Source organism: Wolbachia endosymbiont (group A) of Limnophora tigrina, from assembly GCF_964263225.1.
Classification (GTDB): Bacteria; Pseudomonadota; Alphaproteobacteria; order Rickettsiales; family Anaplasmataceae; genus Wolbachia.
The window spans coordinates 546,603-568,167 of sequence record NZ_OZ181654.1 but is presented as its reverse complement, the minus strand read 5'-3'; the positions used below and the strand labels follow the sequence as shown (position 1 = coordinate 568,167).

Below are 21,565 nucleotides of genomic sequence, written 5' to 3'. Positions count from 1 at the left end.
TTGAGGTTAACATCATTGGCCTTAAGCTTTTTTTAATGCTAAATGATCTTACTGTATATCTACAAATTCTTCCTGTGATTTTCAACTCTAGAGGTTATGCTTAAATTATAATATCTACCAAAAAAATAGTCATTTTGCTTGGATATTTGATATAATTTAGATCTATTAAAGCAAAAGCATGAATGAAGTAATAACATTTGGTTGTCGTCTAAATTTCTACGAGAGTGAGTTAATCAAAGAAGCATTAAAAAAAGCAAAGAGAGAAAATGTTGTTGTAGTGCATAGCTGTGCAGTGACAAACGAAGCAGAACGCCAAGTGAAGCAAAAAATACGTAAGATCTATAAAAACGACCCAAGTAAAGAAATTATCGTAGTTGGCTGTGCCGTTCAATTAGATCCTAAATCATATAGTGATATTCCTGGTGTAAGTAAAGTGCTAGGTAATCAAGACAAGCTAAGAGCTGAAAATTATCTACTAAATAATGATGAAATCTTAGTCAGTGATAACCAAGTAGAACCTATTCTCATTAATGGATTTGAAGATAAATCAAGGGCATTTATTGAAATTCAAAATGGTTGTAATCATAGTTGTACATTTTGCTCAATTACTGAGGCAAGAGGAAATAATCGATCTGTGCCAGTAAACAATATTATAGAGCAAATTAAGATTTTTATAGAAAATGGGTATCAAGAAGTGGTGTTTACAGGTGTTGATATTACTGACTTTGGTACAGATTTGTTTGGTAAGCAATCACTCAGTTCAATGATTAGAAGAGTTTTAAAGGATATACCACAGTTAAAGAGACTAAGACTTTCCTCTATTGATGTTGCTGAAGTTGATGATGAACTAATGGATTTAATAGCTAATGAGTCAAGACTTATGCCTCACTTACACTTGAGTCTACAGTCTGGTAATAATTTAATACTAAAGAGAATGAAACGTCGTCACAATAGAGAACAAGTGATAGAATTTTATCATAAAATGAAGAGCTTAAGACCTAATATAGCATTTGGCGCTGATATTATTGCTGGATTTCCAACAGAAACTGATGAAATGTTTCAGGATACAGTTGATTTACTGAAAAAAATAAATGTAGTTTATCTACATGCTTTTCCATATTCAGAGCGGAAAAACACACCTGCTGCACGGATGCCACAAATACCAGAGAATGTACGTAAAGAACGAGTAAAGCATCTAAGAGAAATAAATAAAGAAATGATGAGCAGTTTTTATCAATCTTTGCTCGGCACTGAGCAAAGCGTTTTGGTTGAGCAGAATAATATTGGTAGAACAGAAAATTTTGCATTAATAAAACTTACATCAAGAGTTCAAGCTAAAAGTATTGTGAAAGCTCATGTTAAAGGAATAGAAAATAATTGTTTAATTGGAAATATTATTTCTTAATTTTTGTACATTAAAGGAATATATGATATAGTAGTTATACTATAAGTGATAATTCATTTATGATAATTAGAATATCTATTGCTTTATTTTTCATCTTCATTCCGTGTGTCTATTTTTTTATTACTTATATCAGTAACAATACACACATTGAGCAAGTGCAGCCCTTAAAATTAGAAACGGACAATAATGAAAGTGTGATACATTCTGAAGAAGTTACTGAAAAAGAAGTGCCAATAAAATGTCAAGAACTTGAAAGTAGTTCACCTTCTGTTTTCCAAGTAGCTAATCAGAAAAATATGTGGCCAAGTATTGCAGATCAAGCTGAACCTACAAAGGAAAAATCAAAAAAACTTGATTTCTATGTTAGTGCTAATGGTGGTAAGATATATTCTGATAGCTCAGAAGTATTTGTGGAGGGTATACGTGCAATAGGAAAAAGAATTCTTGCTTTAGCTGAGGGCCGTTATGGTGGTTTTCTTTTAGACCTATTCTTAGGAGATGAAATTAAAAACATAAAAAAATTTAACGGTAAAATTGATTTTCAGTGGCTTAGCAGCATATCTGTAGGTTACTATGCTGGAGAAAATGGCCGAGTTGATTTTGAGACCATGTATTCTAAAGTCAATATTGAAGATAGTAACTCTCCTCCGGTATTTGATAAATCAGCAAGTGTATCTGCATTCTTATTAAATTTTTACTATAACCCTAATGTTCAAAATACTCAATTTGCTCCGTATATTGGTCTTGGTATAGGATCAACAGTTTTTAGATTAAAAAGGATTGATAAATCATCTAAAAATTTAATGCCACTGAATGTTCCTTGGCTTGTTTATCAAATAAAGCTTGGTGTTGATTACTCAGTAATTCCAGAAGTTAAAACCTTTCTCGGCTATCGTTACTTTAATATTCCAACACCTATTGCAGACGATATATCCACTCATAATATTGAAGTTGGTTTGATGTTTAATTTCTAGTAATAATATCTTTTCAATTCTAATATCCTGATTTCCATTCAGAAATTTGATAAATCTATCCATATCTTTAATCTTATGGCCATATCCTTTGTGATAGCCTGAAGATGGTTTCTGTTTCTTTTTTCCTTTTCCTCCACAAATATATTGGTTTTATGCTCACTAAATTGGTGAGCATGTTACAACGTTTTTGACGACGAAAAGACTGGATAGCTACTTTCATGACAACCATTTAGTTGTCTTTTCTCGTCTATCTTATTTTGTCACTCTGCTGAACAGATACTAAAGTACTAGCTTTTGTGGGTTAATGCACAATTCTATCAGAAGTTTTGTGACTATAATTGCAGAAAACATCGAGCACAGGATTCCTATCGATAAAGTGACAGAAAACCCTCTAATTGCTCCGCTACCAATAATGAACATTATTCCTGCAGCAATCAGTGTAGTGAGGTTTGAGTCAAGAATTGTTTTTATTGCGTTTTTAAATCCTTCTTCAATGGCACGAGCTGTTCTTTTTCCTGCTCTTATTTCTTCGCGGATGCGTTCAAATATTAAAACATTTGCATCCACTGACATGCCAACAGTTAGCGCAATTCCAGCAATTCCAGGGAGAGTAAGAGTTGCTTCAAGTAAGGTAAGAATGAGTAGTATAGAGATTACATTAAAAACGAGTGCAACAGAAGCTAATAAGCCTAATTTGCCGTAAGTAATGATTATAGATAAACCAACGGCTATGATAGAGATTATTGCTGCAATTTCTCCTGCTTTTATTGACTCTTCTCCAAGGCTTGGACCAATGTTTTTTTCTTCAATTATTTTAAGTGGTGCAGGTAGTGCACCTGATTTTAAAAGTATTGCAAGTTCACTCGCTTGTTTTTCAGTGAAATTACCGCTAATTTCTCCCTCTCCATTTAGAATAGGTTCACGTATTGTTGGTACAGTTAAGACTGTGTTATCTAAAACAATTGCAAAAGGCTTTCCTACATTTTCTTTAGTAATTTTTGCAAATTTTTTACTTGCTATGCTGTCGAATTTGAAATGTACTGTTGGTTTACCTAAATTGCCAAATCTAACTGATGCGTTAACTAATGAATCACCGCCTATTTCAGTTTTGCGGAATATCGGGTAGGAATTACCCAAAGAATCCTTGAGCATAATCGTAGTGTCATGATCGATATCTTGCATTTTAGCTACATTGGTGTTTGCCAAATGGAAGGCCAGCTTGGCTGTTTTGCCAAGCAGAGATTTTATCTGCTGAGTGTCTTCTACTCCAGGAACTTGGACTAATATCTTATTTTGTCCTTGTTTTTGCACACTTACTTCCTTAGTACCAAGCTTATCTAAGCGTCTTTGAACATTAACTATTGACTCTGAAACTACTTCATTGATTAATGAATTCTTATAATGCGGTTTATATGAAATGAAAATTGCAGTATTTTTTCTACTCAATTCTAAATTTGGGTTTATTTTATGTATTAACGTTGAAACTTTTTTGTAATCATCAATATTATTTAAAGTTACAACCACTTGTTTATCGTTTTTTGCGCTAAATTCAATCTTTTGTGTTAACAGACCTTCTTTTATTTCATCGGTTAGCATGCTTAGTTTCTCTTTGAAGTAAAAATCTAAGTCTACATTTAGAAGCAGAGATGATCCACCTTTCAGGTCAAGCCCTAAATTTATTCTCTTTTTTGAGGTAAAGAACTTATTATCAATAAAATTTGGCAGTATTATATATAAGGACAGCAAAAAAATTAGTAACACTGAAAGAGATTTAACTATTATCTTGTTTGGCATAAATTTAAACTATATTAGTGCATTGTAGACCGAATAGTTGCTAATCACAAGCACCTAAAAGATTAGGACCGCCTAAAGCCCTGATCTATAATTGATGGTCTGCGTTTGTTTTTCTAAAATATCATTATAAATCCATGAATGAGGTTCAGAGGTAGCTTTAAGATTCTCTATTTGTTTATTTTTTCTAATGCTATCAATCGGAAGGTAAATGCATAAACCAAGTATTGAGAAAGTAACTATGGTAGCTGGTATGTGAATAGCAAGAAATTCACTATAACTTGGATCTTTCCAACCGAGAGGACTAGATAGAGAAGGATGAGAGGAAAATCTGGGAATTGCTACTACTGAACTTAATGCTGTTAGAATAATAGCGACAGTGGCACCTACAAGAGGTAAAATATTCTTTTTATTAAATCTGCCATTAGAATCTTTTAAAATATCAAACATACATACTCGTCGATTACTAAATGTTCGTGATACTATGCACTAATTATAAAGTATTCAATAACTAAACTGGAGATAATAAAAAATGGACATAGAATATAGACATATAATATGAAGGATATATGCTAGTTAAAATAGGTACGAGAGGAAGCGACCTTGCGATCATCCAAGCTTTGGAAGCAAAACAAAGATTATTAGAGTCTTTTCCTAATCTATCCGTTGAGATCATTAAAATCAAAACTTCTGGTGATAAATATGCTAATGTAACCCTTGCTGAAATAGGAGGTAAAGGACTGTTCCTCAGGGAGATTGAGGCTGAATTACTCAAAAATAATATAGATATGGCGGTTCATTCGCTAAAAGATGTACCTGCGTTTTTCTCGAAGGACTTAACAATTCCTTGTGTTTTAGAGAGGATAAGTCCATGTGATGTATTTATTTCTCATAAATATAAGAGCCTAAAAACTTTGCCACAGCAGGCTACAATTGCAACTTCTTCAATAAGAAGAAAAGTTCAGCTGTTAAATCTCAGGCCAGACTTAAATGTAGTGACACTGCGTGGAAATGTGACAACTAGACTGCAAAATCAGAATTTTGATGGAATGATTTTAGCTGAAGCAGGGCTGATAAGATTAAAAAAATATCACTTAATTACAGAGGTATTGCCACCAAAAGTCATGTTAAGCGCAGTAGGGCAGGGGGCAATTTGCATTCAATGCCGAAAGAATGATATAAAAGTTATCGATCTTTTAGAGAAAATTAATAATAATATGTCTTTTATAAGGGCAAAATCAGAGCGCAGTTTCATGAAGACAGTAAATGGTTCATGCTTTACACCGCTTGCAGCTTTAGCAGAATATGTGAGTGAAAACATGCTACATCTTTATTGTATGTTAGCGGGCGAGAGAGTTATATACTTTACTGAACGCACTTCATTTGTAGAAGATGCAGAAAAAATGGGTATGGATGCAGGATTAGAGTTAAAATCAAAATGCTTATAAGCTTACCTAAAGTATGTGGAATCTACCGTTATAATGTTTCAATGTCTAAAATGACTTGGTTAAATGTTGGTGGCCAAGCTGATGTACTATTTAAGCCACGTGACATTGAAGATCTAATGTGCTTGATAAAAGATGCGGAGTTACCAATTAGCGTTATCGGTGCAACATCCAACATAATAATTCGAGATAGTGGCATTCGAGGAATAACGGTGAAATTAGGTAAGGAATTTGCGTATATTAAATGTAAAGATAATAGCTCTATAGTTGCAGGTGGTGCTGCACTGCTTAGTAACCTTGCCTACTTTGCAGGGGAACAGCAAATTAGTGGGCTTGAGTTTCTTGCTGGAATTCCAGGAACAGTTGGCGGTGGAATAGAAATGAATGCAGGTGCATATGGTAGTGATATCGCAAGTGTTGTACAATCCATAAAAGCAGTAAACCTAGAGGATGGAAACCTATATGAGTTCTCCAGCGAAGAAATGGGATATTTTTATCGTGGACATAGTCTAAAAGGCAGGTGGATTTTTATTGAAGCTGAATTTAAAGGAGTAAGTTCAGAGTATGAGCTTATATTTCAAAGATTGAAAGAAGTTATTGATAAAAAAAATAAAAGCCAACCAGTAAGAGGAAAAACTGCTGGTTGTATATTCAAAAATCCAATAGGCTGCAAGGCATGGAAACTGATTGATGAATCTGGCTGCCGAGGATTAGATAATGGTGTAGCTAAAATTTCTAAGAAACATTGTAATTTTCTACTCAATTACAATAATGCAACTGCACTTGACTTAGAAAACCTTGGCAACAGAGTAAAAGATGCAGTAAAAGATAAATTTAACATTGAACTTGAGTGGGAGATAAGGGTTTTGGGTAGGTAACTTCTAACCTTCTCTAATATGACCTATTTCAATTGAGTACACTTCAATTTAAGTCCAAGGTACACTATTTTGCGAGGATAATTTATGCTTCCTTTGAAGAAAAGCATTCTTTTATTTTTTCAATTACCGGCTCTATAATGTAGTGATTTATTTTCTTAATCATAGGTTCTACAATCATATTTCCAACAATAAGGCCTGTAATTGGGGCAATAATTCCTATTGTCGCACCCATCAAAACTGCTGATCCTGTATTTAACATTACACCAGGAAAAATAGCACCTATAGCTGCACCAAGACCAATCCCGATTGCAGTGCTAGTAACGCCCATACAAAATATAGGGAAAATGCATTCTCGATTTACTTTATCTTCCTTATAATCACAATATGTAAGGTATGCGATAGATAATATTGTAGAAACAGCAGCAATAATTCCACCTATAATGGAAGGTGATAAAATTGCGAAACTTGGACCAAGACCTACAAGCACTCCTATTGAAATATTCATTCCCATTAATATTCCAACAAGGATTAACTCTTCTTTAGTTTTTTTATCCATACCCCTCCTTACACTTAATTAATAATAAAATGTTACTCATCTTTACTTAACCTGTAAAGTTATCTTAACCTAATTTCAAAAATTATTGTATAATATCATTTTGAGGTTTTATTTTCAATGCGCAAACTTGCAATACTCTTTTCTATACTGTTTGCGGTAATTGCTTACTATTTAAACAATGAAGTAATATTTGAAATAGCAAAGCTATTTAGCGATATATTCATCAGTCTGTTGAAATTGATTAGCTTACCTTTAGTTTTTCTATCTATAGTGTCCACAATTTCAGGGCTTAAAGACTCAATTGAAATTAAAGTATTACTTAAGAAGACGCTGTTTTACACGCTGTTTACAACAATTGTAGCTGCATTTGTTGCGTTATCTTTCTATTTATTCATAGACCCAGTAAGAAAAAATTTCATAAGCAACACAATAGAAAGTGTGAGTGACAGCAATCACAATTACTTTTCATACTTAAAATCACTCATTCCATCAAATTTTGTGCAAGTTTTTCTTGAAAATAACGTTATTGGCAGCATACTGATCGCTTTTTTAATGGGTGGAGCTATTATTTCGCTCTCAAAAGAAAAACAAGATATATTACACCAAATATTTTCTGCACTATTTGATACACTTCTTAGAATTGCTCAAGGGTTATTAAAGTTTATTCCTCTTGCTGTATGGTCTTTTATCACATGTTTTTTATACGAGTTAAAAGGTGGCAGCGAATTCCATAGTCTTTTTTGGTATTTTGCTTGCATAATGTCTGCAAATTTCGTGCAAGCATTTGTGATTTTGCCACTACTCATGTGGTATAAAGGTATATCACCAATTCAAACGATGAAAGGTGTTATGCCAGCACTTACACTTGCGTTTTTTTCTAAATCATCTAGTGCAACGCTGCCTACAACTATAGAATGTGTGCAAAATCAGCTAAAGGTACCAAAGAAATTGTCATCTTTTATTCTACCAATATGCACAACAGTCAATATGAATGCGTGTGCTGCATTTATTTTAATCACAGTGATGTTTGTTGCAGAGATGAATGGGCACACATTTTCCTTAAGTGAGATGTTCATATGGATTTTTTTAGCTACAGGAGCTGCAATTGGTAACGCTGGAGTGCCGATGGGGTGCTATTTTATGGCAACTAGTTATTTGGTATCAATGAATGTTCCTTTGTACATTATGGGATTGATTTTGCCTATTTATACAATCATTGATATGTTTGAAACTGCAATAAATGTGTGGTCTGATATCTGTATAACGCAGATAATTAATAAAGAATTTCAAACTCAAGAATGATATTAGATAATACAATAATAAAAGAATTTGAAGAGGCTGGTGCGATTTTGCACGGACATTTTGTACTCTCGTCAGGGCTGCACAGCAACACTTACATACAATGCGCTAAAATTTTTGAAAATCCAAGCAGAGCAATGAACGTTTGTGAGCTATTGGCGAATAAAATAAGAAAAGAGCTTATTGAACCCATAGATTTAATACTATCTCCTGCGATTGGTGGAATAATCGTGGGTTATGAGATTGGTAGACAGCTTGGAATCCGAACAATATTTTGCGAACGTGTTAATGGTAAATTTGAATTACGCCGTGGATTTGAGATTAAACAAGGTGAGAAAATCTTACTAATTGAAGATGTGATTACCACAGGTAAATCTTCACTTGAAGCAGTAAAATGTGCAGAAGAGAAGGGAGGTAAAGTTGTTGCTGGAGCTTCTTTGATCAAGAGAAATAGTGAAACAAAACTGCCCTTTCCTGTAATATCTTTGATTGAACTAAATATCAAAAACTATAGCGAGGAAGAACTGCCAAGTGAATTAAAACAATTACCTATAATGAAACCTGGGAGTAGAGAATATTTAACAAAATAATTCTATATATGGCTAAAGTGATTCAGTAACTTTTACGTGTTATATGTTAATCTTTTTGCATCAAAGTTAGATATTACAGTTTATTTTCCTGTATTCGTTCAACAGAATGGCAAAATAAGATAGACAAATAAAGATATAAAGTAAAAACAATAATAGGTGTCATTCCGGTTCGTGACACTTGCTTTATGTAGTTTCATTGAAAACGTTGTTTTTATTATAATACCTCCTATGATTAGTTTGCTTGTGAGCACCAGTGTCTGGGCACTGGAATGACAAGAAAAGGCTACTTGAATGACAGGAAAGGAACTACTAAAACAAATAGGTGTCATTCCAGCGCGTGACGCTGTAATCCAGAAAGGAAGGGAGTGTTAAATAAACCATACGCGTCAAGTTAAGGAAAAGTGGTATAAGGAAGAAAGGAAACGAAAAAAAACTATTTTATATATTAAGTAATAAAGTTATTAATTTATAGGTTCTTCTGAAAAAATCATCTTCTTCTAGATAAGAACTCCCTAAAAAAATAAATGTAACAAATAAAATGCCCATCTCAAATGTTGCTATATTTCACGATATTTCCTTAACTTGACGCGTATGGTTTATTTAACACTTCCAATAAAAAAATATCAAAGTCATCATATTATATCACGAACCTTTTCCAAGACTTTTTTCATATTTTCGCTTGAAAGTGGAATTAAGCCAAGCCTAGATAAATATCCACCTTCAGTACTAATAGAGTCTATAACTTCTCTAATGAATTCCCTTAATCCATCAACAGTATCTAAGTGTTCTTTCTTTATATAAAGATATAAAGGCCTTGCTAACATATACTCCCCCGATGATATATTTTTATAAGTTGGCTCAATTCCTGCGATTGTGCTTCCTTGAATCTCATCTTGGTTTTTCGCTAAAAAGCTGAAGCTAAATATTCCTAAAGCATTTTTATTGCTCTTCAATTTTTGTATTATTATGTTTTCATTAATTCCAACTTCTATATATCTTCCATCATCTCTGATATTACTACATGCTTTCTTTCTTTTTTCTTGGTCTTGATAATTCTCTTTGAAAATCCTTGAGTTCATACATGAATATTGATCAAGCATAATAAAATTAATCAAAGTTTCATGTGTACCTGTATTTTGATGTGGGCCATAGATTTTAATTTCTGTTTTTGGTAGAGCTTGATTTACATCAGACCAAAATTTCTTGTTATTCTTTACTAATCTATCATTGTCTTCAGAATATGAAGATAAAGTTTCAAACAGGTCATTTTTTGTAAAATCAAATCTATGGCTTTGATTTGAATTTGCAATAACAATTCCATCATAGCCAATTATGATCTCTATTACTTCATTCACTTTATTTCTTTTACATAATTCTCTCTCTACTTCCTTCATAGGGCGAGATGAAGTAGTGATATCTGGTGTGCCTTCCCCTATTCCTGAACAAAACATTTTGAACCCTGATCCACTTCCTATCGATTCTACAACTGGAGTTTTAAAGGAAAATATACGGCTGAATTCTTCAGATATAAATGAGATAAAAGGAAAAACAGTTGAAGATCCAACAATTCTGATATATCTTCTGGCATCAACATTTGACAGTGGGATGAGTAATACAAATGCAAAAATAAGGAAAAGGCGTTTCAGCATCGTTTTCGCTCAAGAGTGTAAACTTAATTATCGTAATAAAAAATCAAACTGAAAAGCTTTTTTTCTAGATTTCAAAAGGTATAACGATCAAATGTGTGTGTAATGATGAGATCTGAATCACAGCATTCATACAACTGTATCTATATCGAATCCTCTTATGTTTTTCAATACTGAAAAATTCTTTCATATTAACTTAATGATGCAATATATCCTTTTCTTTAATAGATAAGTCATCATCGACTTTTTTTACATTATCATCAGTAATGTTTTGTATTTCCTTTTTGGCAACATGAAAATCATCTTCTGAGATTTCCTTATTTTTCTTCATTTCCTCTATTTCTTCCATAACATCTCTGCGTATATTTCTAATTGCAACTCGTGCATTTTCAGAAAATTGATGCAATAATTTCACTAATTTTTCACGAGTTTCTTGTGTTAAGTCTGGAAGAACTATACGTATAGTATTTCCTTCAACAACAGGATTTAAATTCAGGTTAGCATTGATTATCGCATTTTTTACTTCACCGATAACAGTAGCATCCCAAACTTTAACTGATAGAGTTTTGTTATCTATAGCTGAAACGCCTGCAACTTGGTTCAGTTTTTGATGTCCACCATAGATATTTACAACTATACCATCAAGTAATGATGCGTTAGCTCTACCAGTACGTACACCTTTCATATCATCGTGAAAAGACTGAATAGTTTTTAGCATTCTTTCTTTTGTTTTAGCTTTTATTTCGTTTAACATAAATTACCTAATGTTTACAATCTGAAACTATAGTATAAGTGCCTTGACCCTTAATAATATCAACCATTTTTTCTCTTTTTAAAGAAAAAACTACAATTGGGATAGAATTCTCACGAGCAAGTGAAATTGCTGATGCATCCATAACTTTTAAATCACGAGTTAGCAGATCTGTATAAGAAAGCCTATCATACATCACAGCATTCTCATTTTTTTTTGGATCGGCAGAATATACACCACTTACTTGAGTACCTTTTAAAATAACATCACAATTCATTTCAACAGCACGTAAAGCTGCAGCTGTATCTGTAGTAAAAAATGGGTTACCTGTGCCTGCTGCAAAAATGACCACTCTACCTTTCTCTAAATGATGAATAGCCTTCCTTCTTATATAAGGCTCACATATAGTAGTCATGGGTATAGCAGACAACACCCTAGAGACTATAGAGCTTTTTTCTAAAAAATTTTGCAAAATTAAAGCATTAATGACAGTACCAAGCATTCCAATATAATCACTGCTTGCTCTTTCACAGCCACTTAAAGATGCTGATGCACCACGAAAAATATTCCCACCACCAACAACAATACAAACTTGAACTCCGAGATTACAAACTTCAACTATGTCTTTGGATAGTTTATCTATAACTTCCATATCATGGCCAAATAGCTTTGATCCCATCAAAGCCTCCCCAGAGATTTTGAATAACACTCTGGGGTACTTTACTTCTGAAGTTTTGTTACTTATTTGCACCATCCAAAGTAAGTAACTTATAATTAGCTAATTTAACAGCACTTGATTCTATAAAATCAGCAATCTTCATTTTATCATCTTTTATAAACTTCTGCTCTAGCAGAACAACTTCTTCATAGTATTTAGCCATTCGTCCATCTACTATTTTTTTCGCTACCTCTTCAGGTTTATTTAAGCTCTTTACTTGCTCCTCGATTATAGAACGCTCATTTTTTAATTTTTCTTGATCTAAATCATTTATAGATAAAGCTTCAGGTTTCATAGCAACTACATGCATAGCTATTTGCTTTCCAATCTCTTTTTTATCACCAGATGACTGCAATGCTACTAAAGCACCAATCTTACCTAAGCCAGGCATATCACCATGTACGTATCCAGAAATAATCCCATCTTTAGTCTCTAGGTAGCAAAGATTGCTTAACTCTAACTTCTCACCAAGAACCGATGTATCACTCATAATAGCTTCCTGCACTGTACCAACATCTTCATATTTTGCATTTTTTAACTCATCAAGACTAGTACAACGTTCTTGACAAGCAATTGATGCTAAATTTGAAACTAATGCTATGAACTTCTCATTTCTAGCAACAAAATCAGTTTCACAATTGACTTTAACCAATACACCATAATTTTTAGCCAAGCACATAGCAATAAGCCCGTCCGAAGCTACTCTATCAGACTTTTTGTCAGCTTTAGCAAATCCTATTGTACGCAACCTATCAACGGCTTTCTTAATATCACCATCACACTCTTCTAACGCTTTCTTACAATCGCTTAAGCCAAGCCCTGTTCTATCGCGTAATTCCCTTATACTACTTGAATCCATCTTCATTTACTTACTATTACCTCCTTTTCTGTTTCAACCTTAATACGCTTCTTTTTAGTTTGCACAATATCCTCTTCTTTTTCTTGAATAAGCTCATCATCCTTAACTCTAGACCTTGTCAAACTAGACTCTATTCCAGCTAATATAGAATCAGCAACTAATTTACAATAGAGCTCTATTGATTTTCTTGAATCATCATTTCCTGGTATAGGATAGGCAATACCATCTGGGTCAGAATTGGTATCAAGTACTCCAACTACAGGAATACCCAGTTTTTTAGCCTCTTTAACCGCTATATGCTCTTTGTTAGTATCAATAATAAATAAAATATCAGGAACTGCTCCCATTTCTCTAATTCCACCCAATTCTTTATCAAGCTTTTTTCTTTTCTTTTCAATGTTTCCTAATTCTTTTTTTGTTAAGATGCTATCTTCATCATTGGATATTTTCTCATATTGTATCAAAGTTTTTATCGAAGAAGAAACAGTGTTCCAATTAGTAAGCATACCACCAAGCCATCGATCATTTACATAATACTGACCACAACGAACTGCTTCACTTGCAACAATATCTAAAGCTTGAAATTTTGTACCAACAAATAAAATGCGACCATCTTGAGATGCAACATCGTATAAAGCTTTCATCGCCGCCTCTAACAATGGTAATGTTTTTCGTAAGTCTATTATGTGTATACGATTCTCTTGATGTATACCATATATATATGGGGCCATTTTCGCATTCCAGCGACTAACTTTATGGCCAAAATGCACACCAGATTCAGCTAAATCACGTATAGTGACTTTAGGCAAATTTGTCATATTTACTCCTCCAAATAGTTTATCCTCCATGGCATAACCCTAACGGGACTACTTGCATAAGCCATGTGTGAAATTAAGTTATTTACATAGTAATAAAAAAGACAAAAAAGCGCAAACAAAAAATATTGACAAGTGGCAACACGTTGATTAGCTTTAAGGTTGCAAACGTTAAAAAGCAATGGGGGGTGTAGCTCAGTTGGTTAGAGCGCATGCCTGTCACGCATGAGGTCGTGAGTTCAAGTCTCATCACTCCCGCCATTACAGCAGAAACATCTTAAAATTCTTTAACTTTCTTATTAATTTGAATTAATTTCTTTCAGAGACTTGACATGATATTGTAATTGCTGCTTAATCTATTTAATTTTATCATTAATAATTGGGATTAAATATGTTCATTTCTGAGGTTTTTGCGGCAGATGCGACTAACAATGTATCAGCATCTGTTGCTAGCTTTATTCCACTCATTTTAATATTTGTAGTATTTTATTTTCTCATTATTCGCCCCAATCACAAAAAACTAAAAGAACATAGAAGGATGATAGATCAAATAAAACGTGGTGATACGGTTATTACTTCTAGTGGAATAATAGGTGAAGTAAACAAAGTTGACGAAGTAAATGCACAACTAATACTAGAAATAGCACCAAAAATTGAAATAAAAATCCTAAAGTCTGCTATATCTGAAATCTTAAATAAAGAAATTCAAAAGCCAGTAGCTAAATCTATTGAAAAAAGCAAAGTTGAAAAGAATGGCAAGAAAAATAAACTAGAGGAAAGTAAAAAAGACAAAAATGCTTCATAATTTAAGAAGTGTGTGGAATATTAGGTATAGTAAGTAGCGGTGATTCAGTAATACCAATTTTACTAACCGCGTTGCAAAAATTGGAATACAGAGGGTATGACTCTTCAGGTATAGCAATTATAAATAATAGAGGTAAGATAGAAGTAAAAAAATCAGAAGGTAAAGTTGAAAGATTGTGTGAAGTTGTTCATGAGAGCAAGATATCTAGTAGCAAAGTTGGTATAGCACATACTCGTTGGGCTACACATGGAGCTCCAAATCTTAAAAATGCTCATCCCATTTATATAAATAATGTTGTTGTTGCTCATAATGGCATAATTGAAAATTACAATATGTTAAAAAAGGATCTGGAGGAAAAGGGAGTATCTTTTCATACCGACACTGATACAGAAGTAATACCAAACATATTAACTGCATATCTTAATGAAGGATTGTCACCAGTTGATTCTATATTACAGTGTCTAAACAATTTACAAGGTTCACTTGCTTTGGCTTTATTATTTGCAGAATATCCAGATACTTTATTTGTTGCAAAAAGAAATTTGCCTTTAGCAATAGGATATAACTGTAATAAAGTGTTTGCTGCTTCTGATACTAATACTTTGAATTCATTTGTAGAAAAAATATTGCATTTAGAAGATAATGATATTGCAGTAATAAAATCTAACGAATTCAGTATATATAATAATGGTATACAAGTTAAACGCAGAACAGAAAATAGCAGTCCAAGAAATTTTCTAATTAGTAAAAATGGTTACCCTAGCTTTATGCTAAAAGAAATTTTTGAGCAACCGTATGCATTAAACAAAACAATAAATCAATTTTATAAACAATATAAAGAAATCAACAAAGAATTATTTTCTGAACTAGGTTACATTACTATAGTTGGATGCGGTTCATCCTATTTTGCTGGACTAATAGCAAAGTGTTGGCTGGAAAGTATTGCTCAAATTCGGGTATATCTAGAAATCTCGTCAGAATTTAGGTATAGCAGCGTCAAGCTCGAAGAAGGTAGTATTGGCTTATTCATTTCTCAATCTGGTGAAACTGCAGATACTATGGAAGCACTACGTTATGCGAGATTGCAGAAACAAATGATCATTAGCATAATTAATACATTTAATAGCAGCATAGAAAAAGCCTCAGATATTGTATTGCATACTCTTGCTGGACCTGAGATTGGTGTTGCTTCGACAAAAACCTTTTCTACGCAGCTTGCAATTTTAGCATGCTTTGCTGTAGAGCTTGGAAAAATAAAAGGTATACTGGGTAGAGAGAGGATAAAGGAACTAAGCGGTGCTATTAATTCCATTCCCGAACATGTAGAGCATGTTTTGAATGTGATGGAAATACAACATATATCAGGCAGTATATTAGAGCACAATAATATAATTATAATTGGGAGAGGAAGCTCATATGGAGTTGCAATGGAAGGTGCATTGAAGATAAAAGAGCTTTCATATATCAACACAATTGGTATTGCAGCGGGAGAAATGAAGCACGGTTCTATCGCCTTGATAGACTCTACTGTACTTGTTATCGCAATTATTCCTTACGATAATTTATTCTTTAAAACGCTATCCAATATACAAGAGATTATTGCAAGAAAAGGTAAAGTAATTGCCTTTAGTGATAAGCAAGGAGCACCGCTCTTAAAGGGAATTTGCATAGATGTGGTGCAACTTCCAGAAGTTGACAATTTTGTTTCTCCAATTATCTACAGTGTTGCTATGCAATTTCTTGCTTATTCTATTGCAGAAAAAAAAGGGTTAGATGTAGATTGTCCGAGAAATTTAGCTAAATCTGTCACAGTTGAGTAACTTATTTAAAGTGAGTTGCTAATTAACAGCTCTAATTGTCAGTTATAAATTACTGAATTTTACTAATAAATTCATTGCTATCATTAGCCCTCTGCGAAAGAATATGTAACTAATGTAAGGATGAGAGAGGCTAAAATCCACGCCTCAAATTAACAAGATTTGCCATTATGGTTACCAGACACAACTTAATCTAGCAAGCAAGAATTAACTAACAGAAAAATTGAAAACTAATATCAGTCTCTTATGTAATGCTACTAATATTTTTCTAAAAGCAATATGTTTTCTATTCAGGAAAGTCTACATCGCCATAACAATATTTACTAGAATGAGGTCTTGTCTCATTGTAAAAACACAACCAATGATCAACGTCTATCTGAAGATCTTCTAATGAATTGTAGATTGTTTTACAAAAAAAGAGGAGTAAATGAGAGTTCAGTAACTTGATTATAGAGTTGTACTGCCTTTCCATATTTGAAGCAAGTTGTTATTCTATCTCAAACCGTAGCACAAAGTAAATATGGCAATTTACACTAAAATTTTCTGTTTATGATTTATATTATGTAAAGATACTATTTGACCTTGAGCTTTAAAGATATTATGTAATAGTATTATTTAATATGCGAGGTTTATTATGGCTAAAGTAAATGCAGGTGAAAGCGCAAGAAAGCTCAAAGAAATTAAATTTCAGCTTATGTCACCAAAAAAGTCCAAAAGTAGTCAACAAATGTCACCAAAACGGAGTCGGAATTCTGGTGAAAAGCTATGGAATGCATTAGAATCATTACAAGAAGCAAAATCAGAGTTAAAAAAAAGAAAGTTTGAAATAGAACTAAAAAAAGACACTGAAATATCAGACGAAGGAATAGAAAAAGTAGTGGAATTGGAAAGGAAAACAGAAAAAGAGATAGAAGAAATAGCAATGCCAATATCAACGTTACTACTTAAGGAAACAATAATAAAATTACAAGGAACAAAAATAATAAATTTTTTAAAAAAATTAGAAAAACAAGTAAAAGAAATGCAAGAATTATGTAAGAAACTAGAATTAAATGCTAAAATAGAAGAAGAAGATCTAAATAAGCTCGAGGACATAAAGAAAGAATCAGAAAAGTGTTGCAGAGAGTTAGTGAGCTATATGCCTAATTCAAATAATCCTAGAATGTTGTACACTGCTGTTATTGGTGTTGGTCTTGCTGTTGGGCTGGTAGCAAGTACTATACTTGAACATACAACTAGACTAAGTATGTTAGCAATAATTGGCATAGCTACATCATCTGCACTCGTAGCTGGTGGTACTACATATGCAGCACTAAGACCTAATACTAAAATAGATGAATCAAAAGAAGTCCAAATAAAGAGTTCTCATCACTCACTTTCCTAATCACACTTTAATTCAAACTTTATCAGTTTTATTCAAGTTGCTTCTAAAAGGAGAATATCAATGGTGTTCTCCTTACTGATTTGGTTAAAATGCAGAAAACGCCTATGTCAAAATTTACACAGATGTTAAGTGCTGCCACTAATTCCCAGTTAGTACAATTTGTGTATCTTATTGACATATTTAATTTATTCTGTTACAATTTTTAGTAATTAGGTTGGGGTAAAACAATGAAGAGTTTTAAATGGCTACTTAATCAAGTCAGACTTTCATGGATTAGCTTAATATCAAAAGTAAAGAGCTTTTTTCAAACTAACGATACACATTATCAAACAACTGCTAGCAATGGAAATGATCATACAAGAAAAATAAGTGTAGAAAATACAATAGAGGCGAAAGTTAATGAAGAGGATGTATGGTATGATTCTCTGAAAGAACAAGAGCCAGGTGAAAAAGAAAGAGATCTGGATGAAGAAGAATTTTTTGATGCTATTGAAAATTTGGATGAAGAGGAAGTGAGTGCTAACATAGAAGGAAAAGAGTATGAAAAAAATAAGTACTATAGTCTACAAGATGGTCTACAAGAAAAAAATGAATTTGATCACACAACGCACACTCTTACACTTGCTTTTGAAATTGAAAAGCCATTTCCAGACTCTGACCTTAGTAAATTTAAGTTATGCGAACTTAAGCAAAATGGTGATAAATATACGTTTATCTTAGAAAATGATCAGAAAAATCGAATAGAATTACACTCTGAATATCTCAATATTTATTTTCCTAAGTATTTTGAGAAACACAGAAAAAAAGGAGCTTACACCGAACTTTTTTCTCAAGAGGAAAATAGAATTAGCAATGATATTATAATACCGCTACAAGTTCCAAAAGAAGCAAGCATACTTACCAAAGAGTGCAATTGGTTAATAAGAAAGGTTGTAGGTGAAATACCATATTATCCAGTGGGCAAATCGCTTGAATACTGCAGGAGTCGTGTAAATTTCTTTCTTAACTTAAACAATATTATGTCTTTTTCTCTAAAATCAGCAAAAGCACAATATGCAGCTATGCTATCAGGTACTCCAACAGAAACAAACTGGCCAATAAAGGATATTCTAGTCAGAGGTAGTTTTATTAATCAGCATATTCCTAGAGTTGAAGAAGCTTATATTGATAAGCATTATATAGTTGAAGAAACTTTTGAAGTAGTTAACGTAGAATGTGCATCAGAGCTGAAGATTTCTCAACCTAGCATATAGCCTTATATTCTTTCATCAGCATGATATAATTTTGTGCAGATTGTGTAATATGTTTTATTTCTTCATTTGACATTTTTTTGAAGAATTGTGCTGGCCTGCCAGCCCATACTTCACCACTTTTTATCACTTTTCCATGTGTCACCAGTGAACCAGCAGCTACCATAGCTTCAGACTCGACAATCGCATGATCCATTATAACAGAGCCCATACCAATAAATGCTTTATCATGTATCGTGCATGCATGTAACACACAAAAATGTCCAACCGTCACCATACTACCAATAATCGTGTCACCGCCTGGATTTCTATCTACATGAATTACGGTGCCATCTTGAATATTCGTTTCATCACCTATTTCGATTGATCCAACATCTCCTCTGATCACACAATTAAACCAGATACTCGCATTCCTTCCTATTTCAACGTTACCTATAATACGCACACCATCTGCGATAAAAGAACTTTCATCCATTTTTGGTTCATAATCTTTGTATTTTAGAATGTGATAGCTCATAATTTAAATAAGGTTTAATACATACTTGGGTTCCAGTAGTCAAGTTACTCGGGTAAAGATATTCTTGACTTATGATCCTTATGCTCCTAAAATCTTTATTTTTAGCTCTATTTATAATGTCAGTAACAGTACTTAGTGTACTTCAAATAATATTAGTTGTTGTATTGGTAATTTTAGTGCTCCTGCAGCCACCTGGAAGTAGTTCATTAAGTGGCTTTAGTAATTCACAACAGGGAATGAATTCAATAATTCCGGTAAAGTCTTCTGAAAATCCACTCAGTAGAATAACTTCTATAGTTGCTGGGCTGTTCATTATAAATACACTGTTACTATCAGGATTATGTTCAAAAGATGTACATAAAAAATCAATTGCAGAGAAGATTATATCAGAAAAGAAGCAAGAAGGCCAATCAACTTCTGTTCCATTTGAAAATTAATGAAAGAAACCAAGTTTATCTTTGTTACAGGTGGAGTTGTTTCATCACTTGGTAAGGGTTTAGTTGCTTCAAGTGTGGGAGCACTTCTTCAAGCTCATGGATTCAATGTTCGCATCAGAAAGCTTGACCCATATCTCAACATTGATCCTGGAACAATGAGCCCAGCTCAGCACGGGGAAGTATTTGTTACTGAGGATGGTGCTGAAACTGATTTAGACCTTGGACATTACGAGCGTTTTACTAAAATTAAAGCAACCAAGGACGACAATATAACAACTGGTAAAGTATATAATAAATTATTAAAGAAGGAAAGGTGTGGTGATTATCTAGGCAAAACTGTGCAAATCATTCCTCATGTGACAGATTTAATCAAATCTTTCATTTTTAATGGTACAGAAGATTTAGATTTTGTAATATGCGAAATAGGCGGAACCGTAGGTGATATTGAAAGCCAACCGTTTTTGGAAGCTATACGCCAAGTTAATTATAAACTAGGAAAGCAAAAAGTTATCCTTATTCACTTAACTTTAATACCATATCTCACTGCAGCACAAGAATTAAAGACAAAACCGACACAGCATTCAGTTCGAGAGTTAAACTCTGCGGGGTTACAACCAGATATTATATTATGTCGCAGTGAAAAAGAAATTTCCGATAATCAAAAAGAAAAGATAGCCAATCTTTGCAATGTTTCTTTATCTAACGTAATACCTGCTCCTGATGTAAACCATATATACGAGTTACCGTCCTTGTATAATCAATGTGGGCTCGGGACACAAATTTTGGATCACTTTCACTTAAGTAAGCCAAAACCAAGCTTACCTGAATGGGACCAAATAGTACACTCTATGAGACATCCAACACAAGAAGTTATCGTTTCCATAGTAGGAAAATATACTGAATTTCCTGACGCATATAAATCACTGATTGAAGCATTAAACCATGGTGCAATTAGTAATAAAGCTAGAGTGAAGATAAATTGGGTCAACTCAAGAGAAGAGAATGGAAAATCTATAGATGCAAAGTTTATCAGAGAAAAATTACAAAGCTCTAATTCAGTCCTTGTTCCAGGAGGATTTGGTGATAACGGAATAGAAGGTAAAATATTAGCAATAAACTATGCCCGTGTAAATAACATTCCTTTTTTAGGAATATGTCTTGGTATGCAGCTTGCAGTGATTGAATTTGCTCGTAACGTTATTAAGCTTGAAGATGTACACTCTGAAGAATTTTATACTTGCAAACACCCAATCATCAAGCTCGCTGATGGTAAGAACGTTGATCTTGGTGGAACCATGAGACTTGGAACATACAAGTGTAATGTAAATCCAAATTCAAAAATGGCAAATGTGTATAGTAGTGTCACTATTTCAGAAAGACACAGACACAGATATATAGTTAATTTAGATTATAAAAATAACTTAGAAGAGAATGGAATGATATGCAGTGGTATATCAGAAGATAAAACATGCATAGAGGCAGTGGAGCTAAAAAATCACTCATGGTTTATTGGTGTGCAATTTCATCCAGAATTTCAATCAAGACCATTTTCTCCTCATCCTCTCTTTACATCATTTATTAAGGCAGCTATTGACAATAGAGTTTAATACTCACTTTTACCCACAAAT

General features: G+C 33.2%; 21 protein-coding genes, 1 tRNA gene and 1 pseudogene. 13 read left to right on the top strand and 10 right to left on the bottom strand.

Annotated features, from left to right (window positions below; all coding sequences use genetic code 11):
- Window positions 1-178 precede the first annotated feature (178 nt).
- Window positions 179-1,405, top strand: coding sequence for a tRNA (N(6)-L-threonylcarbamoyladenosine(37)-C(2))-methylthiotransferase MtaB (gene mtaB / locus ACE38P_RS02640; RefSeq protein ID WP_010402133.1), 1,227 nt, complete (start codon window positions 179-181; stop codon window positions 1,403-1,405).
- 59 nt (window positions 1,406-1,464) lie between these two features.
- On the top strand, window positions 1,465-2,379 hold the full coding sequence (locus ACE38P_RS02635; protein ID WP_010402131.1) for an outer membrane protein: 915 nt from the start codon (window positions 1,465-1,467) through the stop codon (window positions 2,377-2,379).
- 279 nt (window positions 2,380-2,658) lie between these two features.
- Here ACE38P_RS02635 and secD read toward each other — a convergent pair whose 3' ends face one another.
- Window positions 2,659-4,173, bottom strand: a complete 1,515-nt coding sequence (secD, locus tag ACE38P_RS02630; protein ID WP_010405309.1) for a protein translocase subunit SecD — start codon at window positions 4,171-4,173, stop codon at window positions 2,659-2,661.
- A 72-nt stretch (window positions 4,174-4,245) separates the two neighbouring features.
- Window positions 4,246-4,620, bottom strand: coding sequence for a hypothetical protein (locus tag ACE38P_RS02625; protein WP_264374926.1), 375 nt, complete (start codon window positions 4,618-4,620; stop codon window positions 4,246-4,248).
- Between the two features lie 119 nt (window positions 4,621-4,739).
- On the opposite strand from ACE38P_RS02625, the gene hemC reads away from it, so the two are divergent.
- Complete coding sequence (gene hemC, locus ACE38P_RS02620) at window positions 4,740-5,618, top strand: hydroxymethylbilane synthase (RefSeq protein WP_064085264.1); 879 nt, start codon at window positions 4,740-4,742, stop codon at window positions 5,616-5,618.
- Complete coding sequence (murB, locus tag ACE38P_RS02615) at window positions 5,609-6,493, top strand: UDP-N-acetylmuramate dehydrogenase (protein ID WP_064085265.1); 885 nt, start codon at window positions 5,609-5,611, stop codon at window positions 6,491-6,493. The genes hemC and murB overlap by 10 nt, the downstream gene beginning before the upstream one ends.
- Window positions 6,494-6,575: 82 nt before the next feature.
- On the opposite strand, the gene ACE38P_RS02610 is transcribed toward murB, so the two are convergent.
- A complete protein-coding gene (locus ACE38P_RS02610; protein WP_007301914.1) occupies window positions 6,576-7,049 on the bottom strand; it encodes a glycine zipper family protein in 474 nt (157 codons plus the stop codon).
- A 117-nt stretch (window positions 7,050-7,166) separates the two neighbouring features.
- Between ACE38P_RS02610 and ACE38P_RS02605 the strand changes: the two genes are divergently transcribed.
- Both ACE38P_RS02605 and pyrE read left to right on the top strand, forming a co-directional pair.
- Window positions 7,167-8,351 (top strand): dicarboxylate/amino acid:cation symporter, encoded by a 1,185-nt coding sequence (locus ACE38P_RS02605; protein ID WP_264375867.1) that lies wholly within the window; start codon window positions 7,167-7,169, stop codon window positions 8,349-8,351.
- The gene (gene pyrE, locus ACE38P_RS02600) at window positions 8,348-8,938 is read left to right on the top strand and encodes an orotate phosphoribosyltransferase (RefSeq protein WP_010402118.1); all 591 of its coding nucleotides are present in this window, start codon (window positions 8,348-8,350) and stop codon (window positions 8,936-8,938) included. Before ACE38P_RS02605 ends, pyrE begins: the two co-directional genes overlap by 4 nt.
- 632 nt (window positions 8,939-9,570) lie before the next feature.
- Here the strand turns inward: pyrE and ACE38P_RS02595 are convergent.
- The 5 genes from ACE38P_RS02595 to rpsB form a co-directional block, all read right to left on the bottom strand.
- Window positions 9,571-10,587 (bottom strand): substrate-binding domain-containing protein, encoded by a 1,017-nt coding sequence (locus tag ACE38P_RS02595; RefSeq protein ID WP_010407224.1) that lies wholly within the window; start codon window positions 10,585-10,587, stop codon window positions 9,571-9,573.
- A gap of 193 nt (window positions 10,588-10,780) precedes the next feature.
- Window positions 10,781-11,338, bottom strand: coding sequence for a ribosome recycling factor (gene frr / locus ACE38P_RS02590; RefSeq protein ID WP_017532537.1), 558 nt, complete (start codon window positions 11,336-11,338; stop codon window positions 10,781-10,783).
- Window positions 11,339-11,345: 7 nt separating this feature from the next.
- Window positions 11,346-12,089, bottom strand: a complete 744-nt coding sequence (gene pyrH, locus ACE38P_RS02585; RefSeq protein WP_010407219.1) for a UMP kinase — start codon at window positions 12,087-12,089, stop codon at window positions 11,346-11,348.
- Window positions 12,073-12,918 (bottom strand): translation elongation factor Ts, encoded by an 846-nt coding sequence (gene tsf / locus ACE38P_RS02580; RefSeq protein ID WP_010407216.1) that lies wholly within the window; start codon window positions 12,916-12,918, stop codon window positions 12,073-12,075. The genes pyrH and tsf overlap by 17 nt, the downstream gene beginning before the upstream one ends.
- Window positions 12,915-13,730 (bottom strand): 30S ribosomal protein S2, encoded by an 816-nt coding sequence (gene rpsB, locus ACE38P_RS02575; protein ID WP_139686382.1) that lies wholly within the window; start codon window positions 13,728-13,730, stop codon window positions 12,915-12,917. Before rpsB ends, tsf begins: the two co-directional genes overlap by 4 nt.
- A 181-nt stretch (window positions 13,731-13,911) precedes the next feature.
- Here rpsB and ACE38P_RS02570 point away from each other — a divergent pair.
- The 3 genes from ACE38P_RS02570 to glmS all read left to right on the top strand — a co-directional run bounded on the left by ACE38P_RS02570 (window position 13,912) and on the right by glmS (window position 16,352).
- A tRNA-Asp gene (locus tag ACE38P_RS02570) sits at window positions 13,912-13,988 on the top strand.
- A gap of 130 nt (window positions 13,989-14,118) precedes the next feature.
- Window positions 14,119-14,532 carry a preprotein translocase subunit YajC gene (gene yajC, locus ACE38P_RS02565; RefSeq protein ID WP_006012489.1) on the top strand — a complete coding sequence of 138 codons (414 nt, stop codon included), beginning with the start codon at window positions 14,119-14,121 and terminating at the stop codon, window positions 14,530-14,532.
- Between the two features lie 8 nt (window positions 14,533-14,540).
- Complete coding sequence (gene glmS, locus ACE38P_RS02560) at window positions 14,541-16,352, top strand: glutamine--fructose-6-phosphate transaminase (isomerizing) (protein ID WP_374699445.1); 1,812 nt, start codon at window positions 14,541-14,543, stop codon at window positions 16,350-16,352.
- A gap of 241 nt (window positions 16,353-16,593) precedes the next feature.
- Here the strand turns inward: glmS and ACE38P_RS02555 are convergent.
- Window positions 16,594-16,770, bottom strand: a pseudogene (locus ACE38P_RS02555) (IS481 family transposase); the annotation flags it as partial.
- Between the two features lie 213 nt (window positions 16,771-16,983).
- Between ACE38P_RS02555 and ACE38P_RS02550 the strand changes: the two are divergent.
- Together ACE38P_RS02550 and ACE38P_RS02545 are read left to right on the top strand one after the other, a co-directional pair.
- Window positions 16,984-17,733, top strand: a complete 750-nt coding sequence (locus tag ACE38P_RS02550) for a hypothetical protein (RefSeq protein WP_265042153.1) — start codon at window positions 16,984-16,986, stop codon at window positions 17,731-17,733.
- Window positions 17,734-17,960: 227 nt separating this feature from the next.
- Complete coding sequence (locus ACE38P_RS02545; protein ID WP_264687189.1) at window positions 17,961-18,986, top strand: hypothetical protein; 1,026 nt, start codon at window positions 17,961-17,963, stop codon at window positions 18,984-18,986.
- On the opposite strand, the gene ACE38P_RS02540 is transcribed toward ACE38P_RS02545, so the two are convergent.
- Entirely contained in the window at window positions 18,976-19,500 is a 525-nt protein-coding gene (locus ACE38P_RS02540; RefSeq protein ID WP_010404888.1) for a gamma carbonic anhydrase family protein, read from the bottom strand. The two genes, ACE38P_RS02545 and ACE38P_RS02540, sit on opposite strands and share 11 nt — an antisense overlap.
- A gap of 116 nt (window positions 19,501-19,616) precedes the next feature.
- Here ACE38P_RS02540 and secG point away from each other — a divergent pair, with 116 nt between their 5' ends.
- Window positions 19,617-19,937 carry a preprotein translocase subunit SecG gene (secG, locus tag ACE38P_RS02535; protein WP_007302593.1) on the top strand — a complete coding sequence of 107 codons (321 nt, stop codon included), beginning with the start codon at window positions 19,617-19,619 and terminating at the stop codon, window positions 19,935-19,937.
- On the top strand, window positions 19,937-21,544 hold the full coding sequence (locus ACE38P_RS02530; RefSeq protein ID WP_127464150.1) for a CTP synthase: 1,608 nt from the start codon (window positions 19,937-19,939) through the stop codon (window positions 21,542-21,544). Before secG ends, ACE38P_RS02530 begins: the two co-directional genes overlap by 1 nt.
- Window positions 21,545-21,565: the final 21 nt, after the last annotated feature.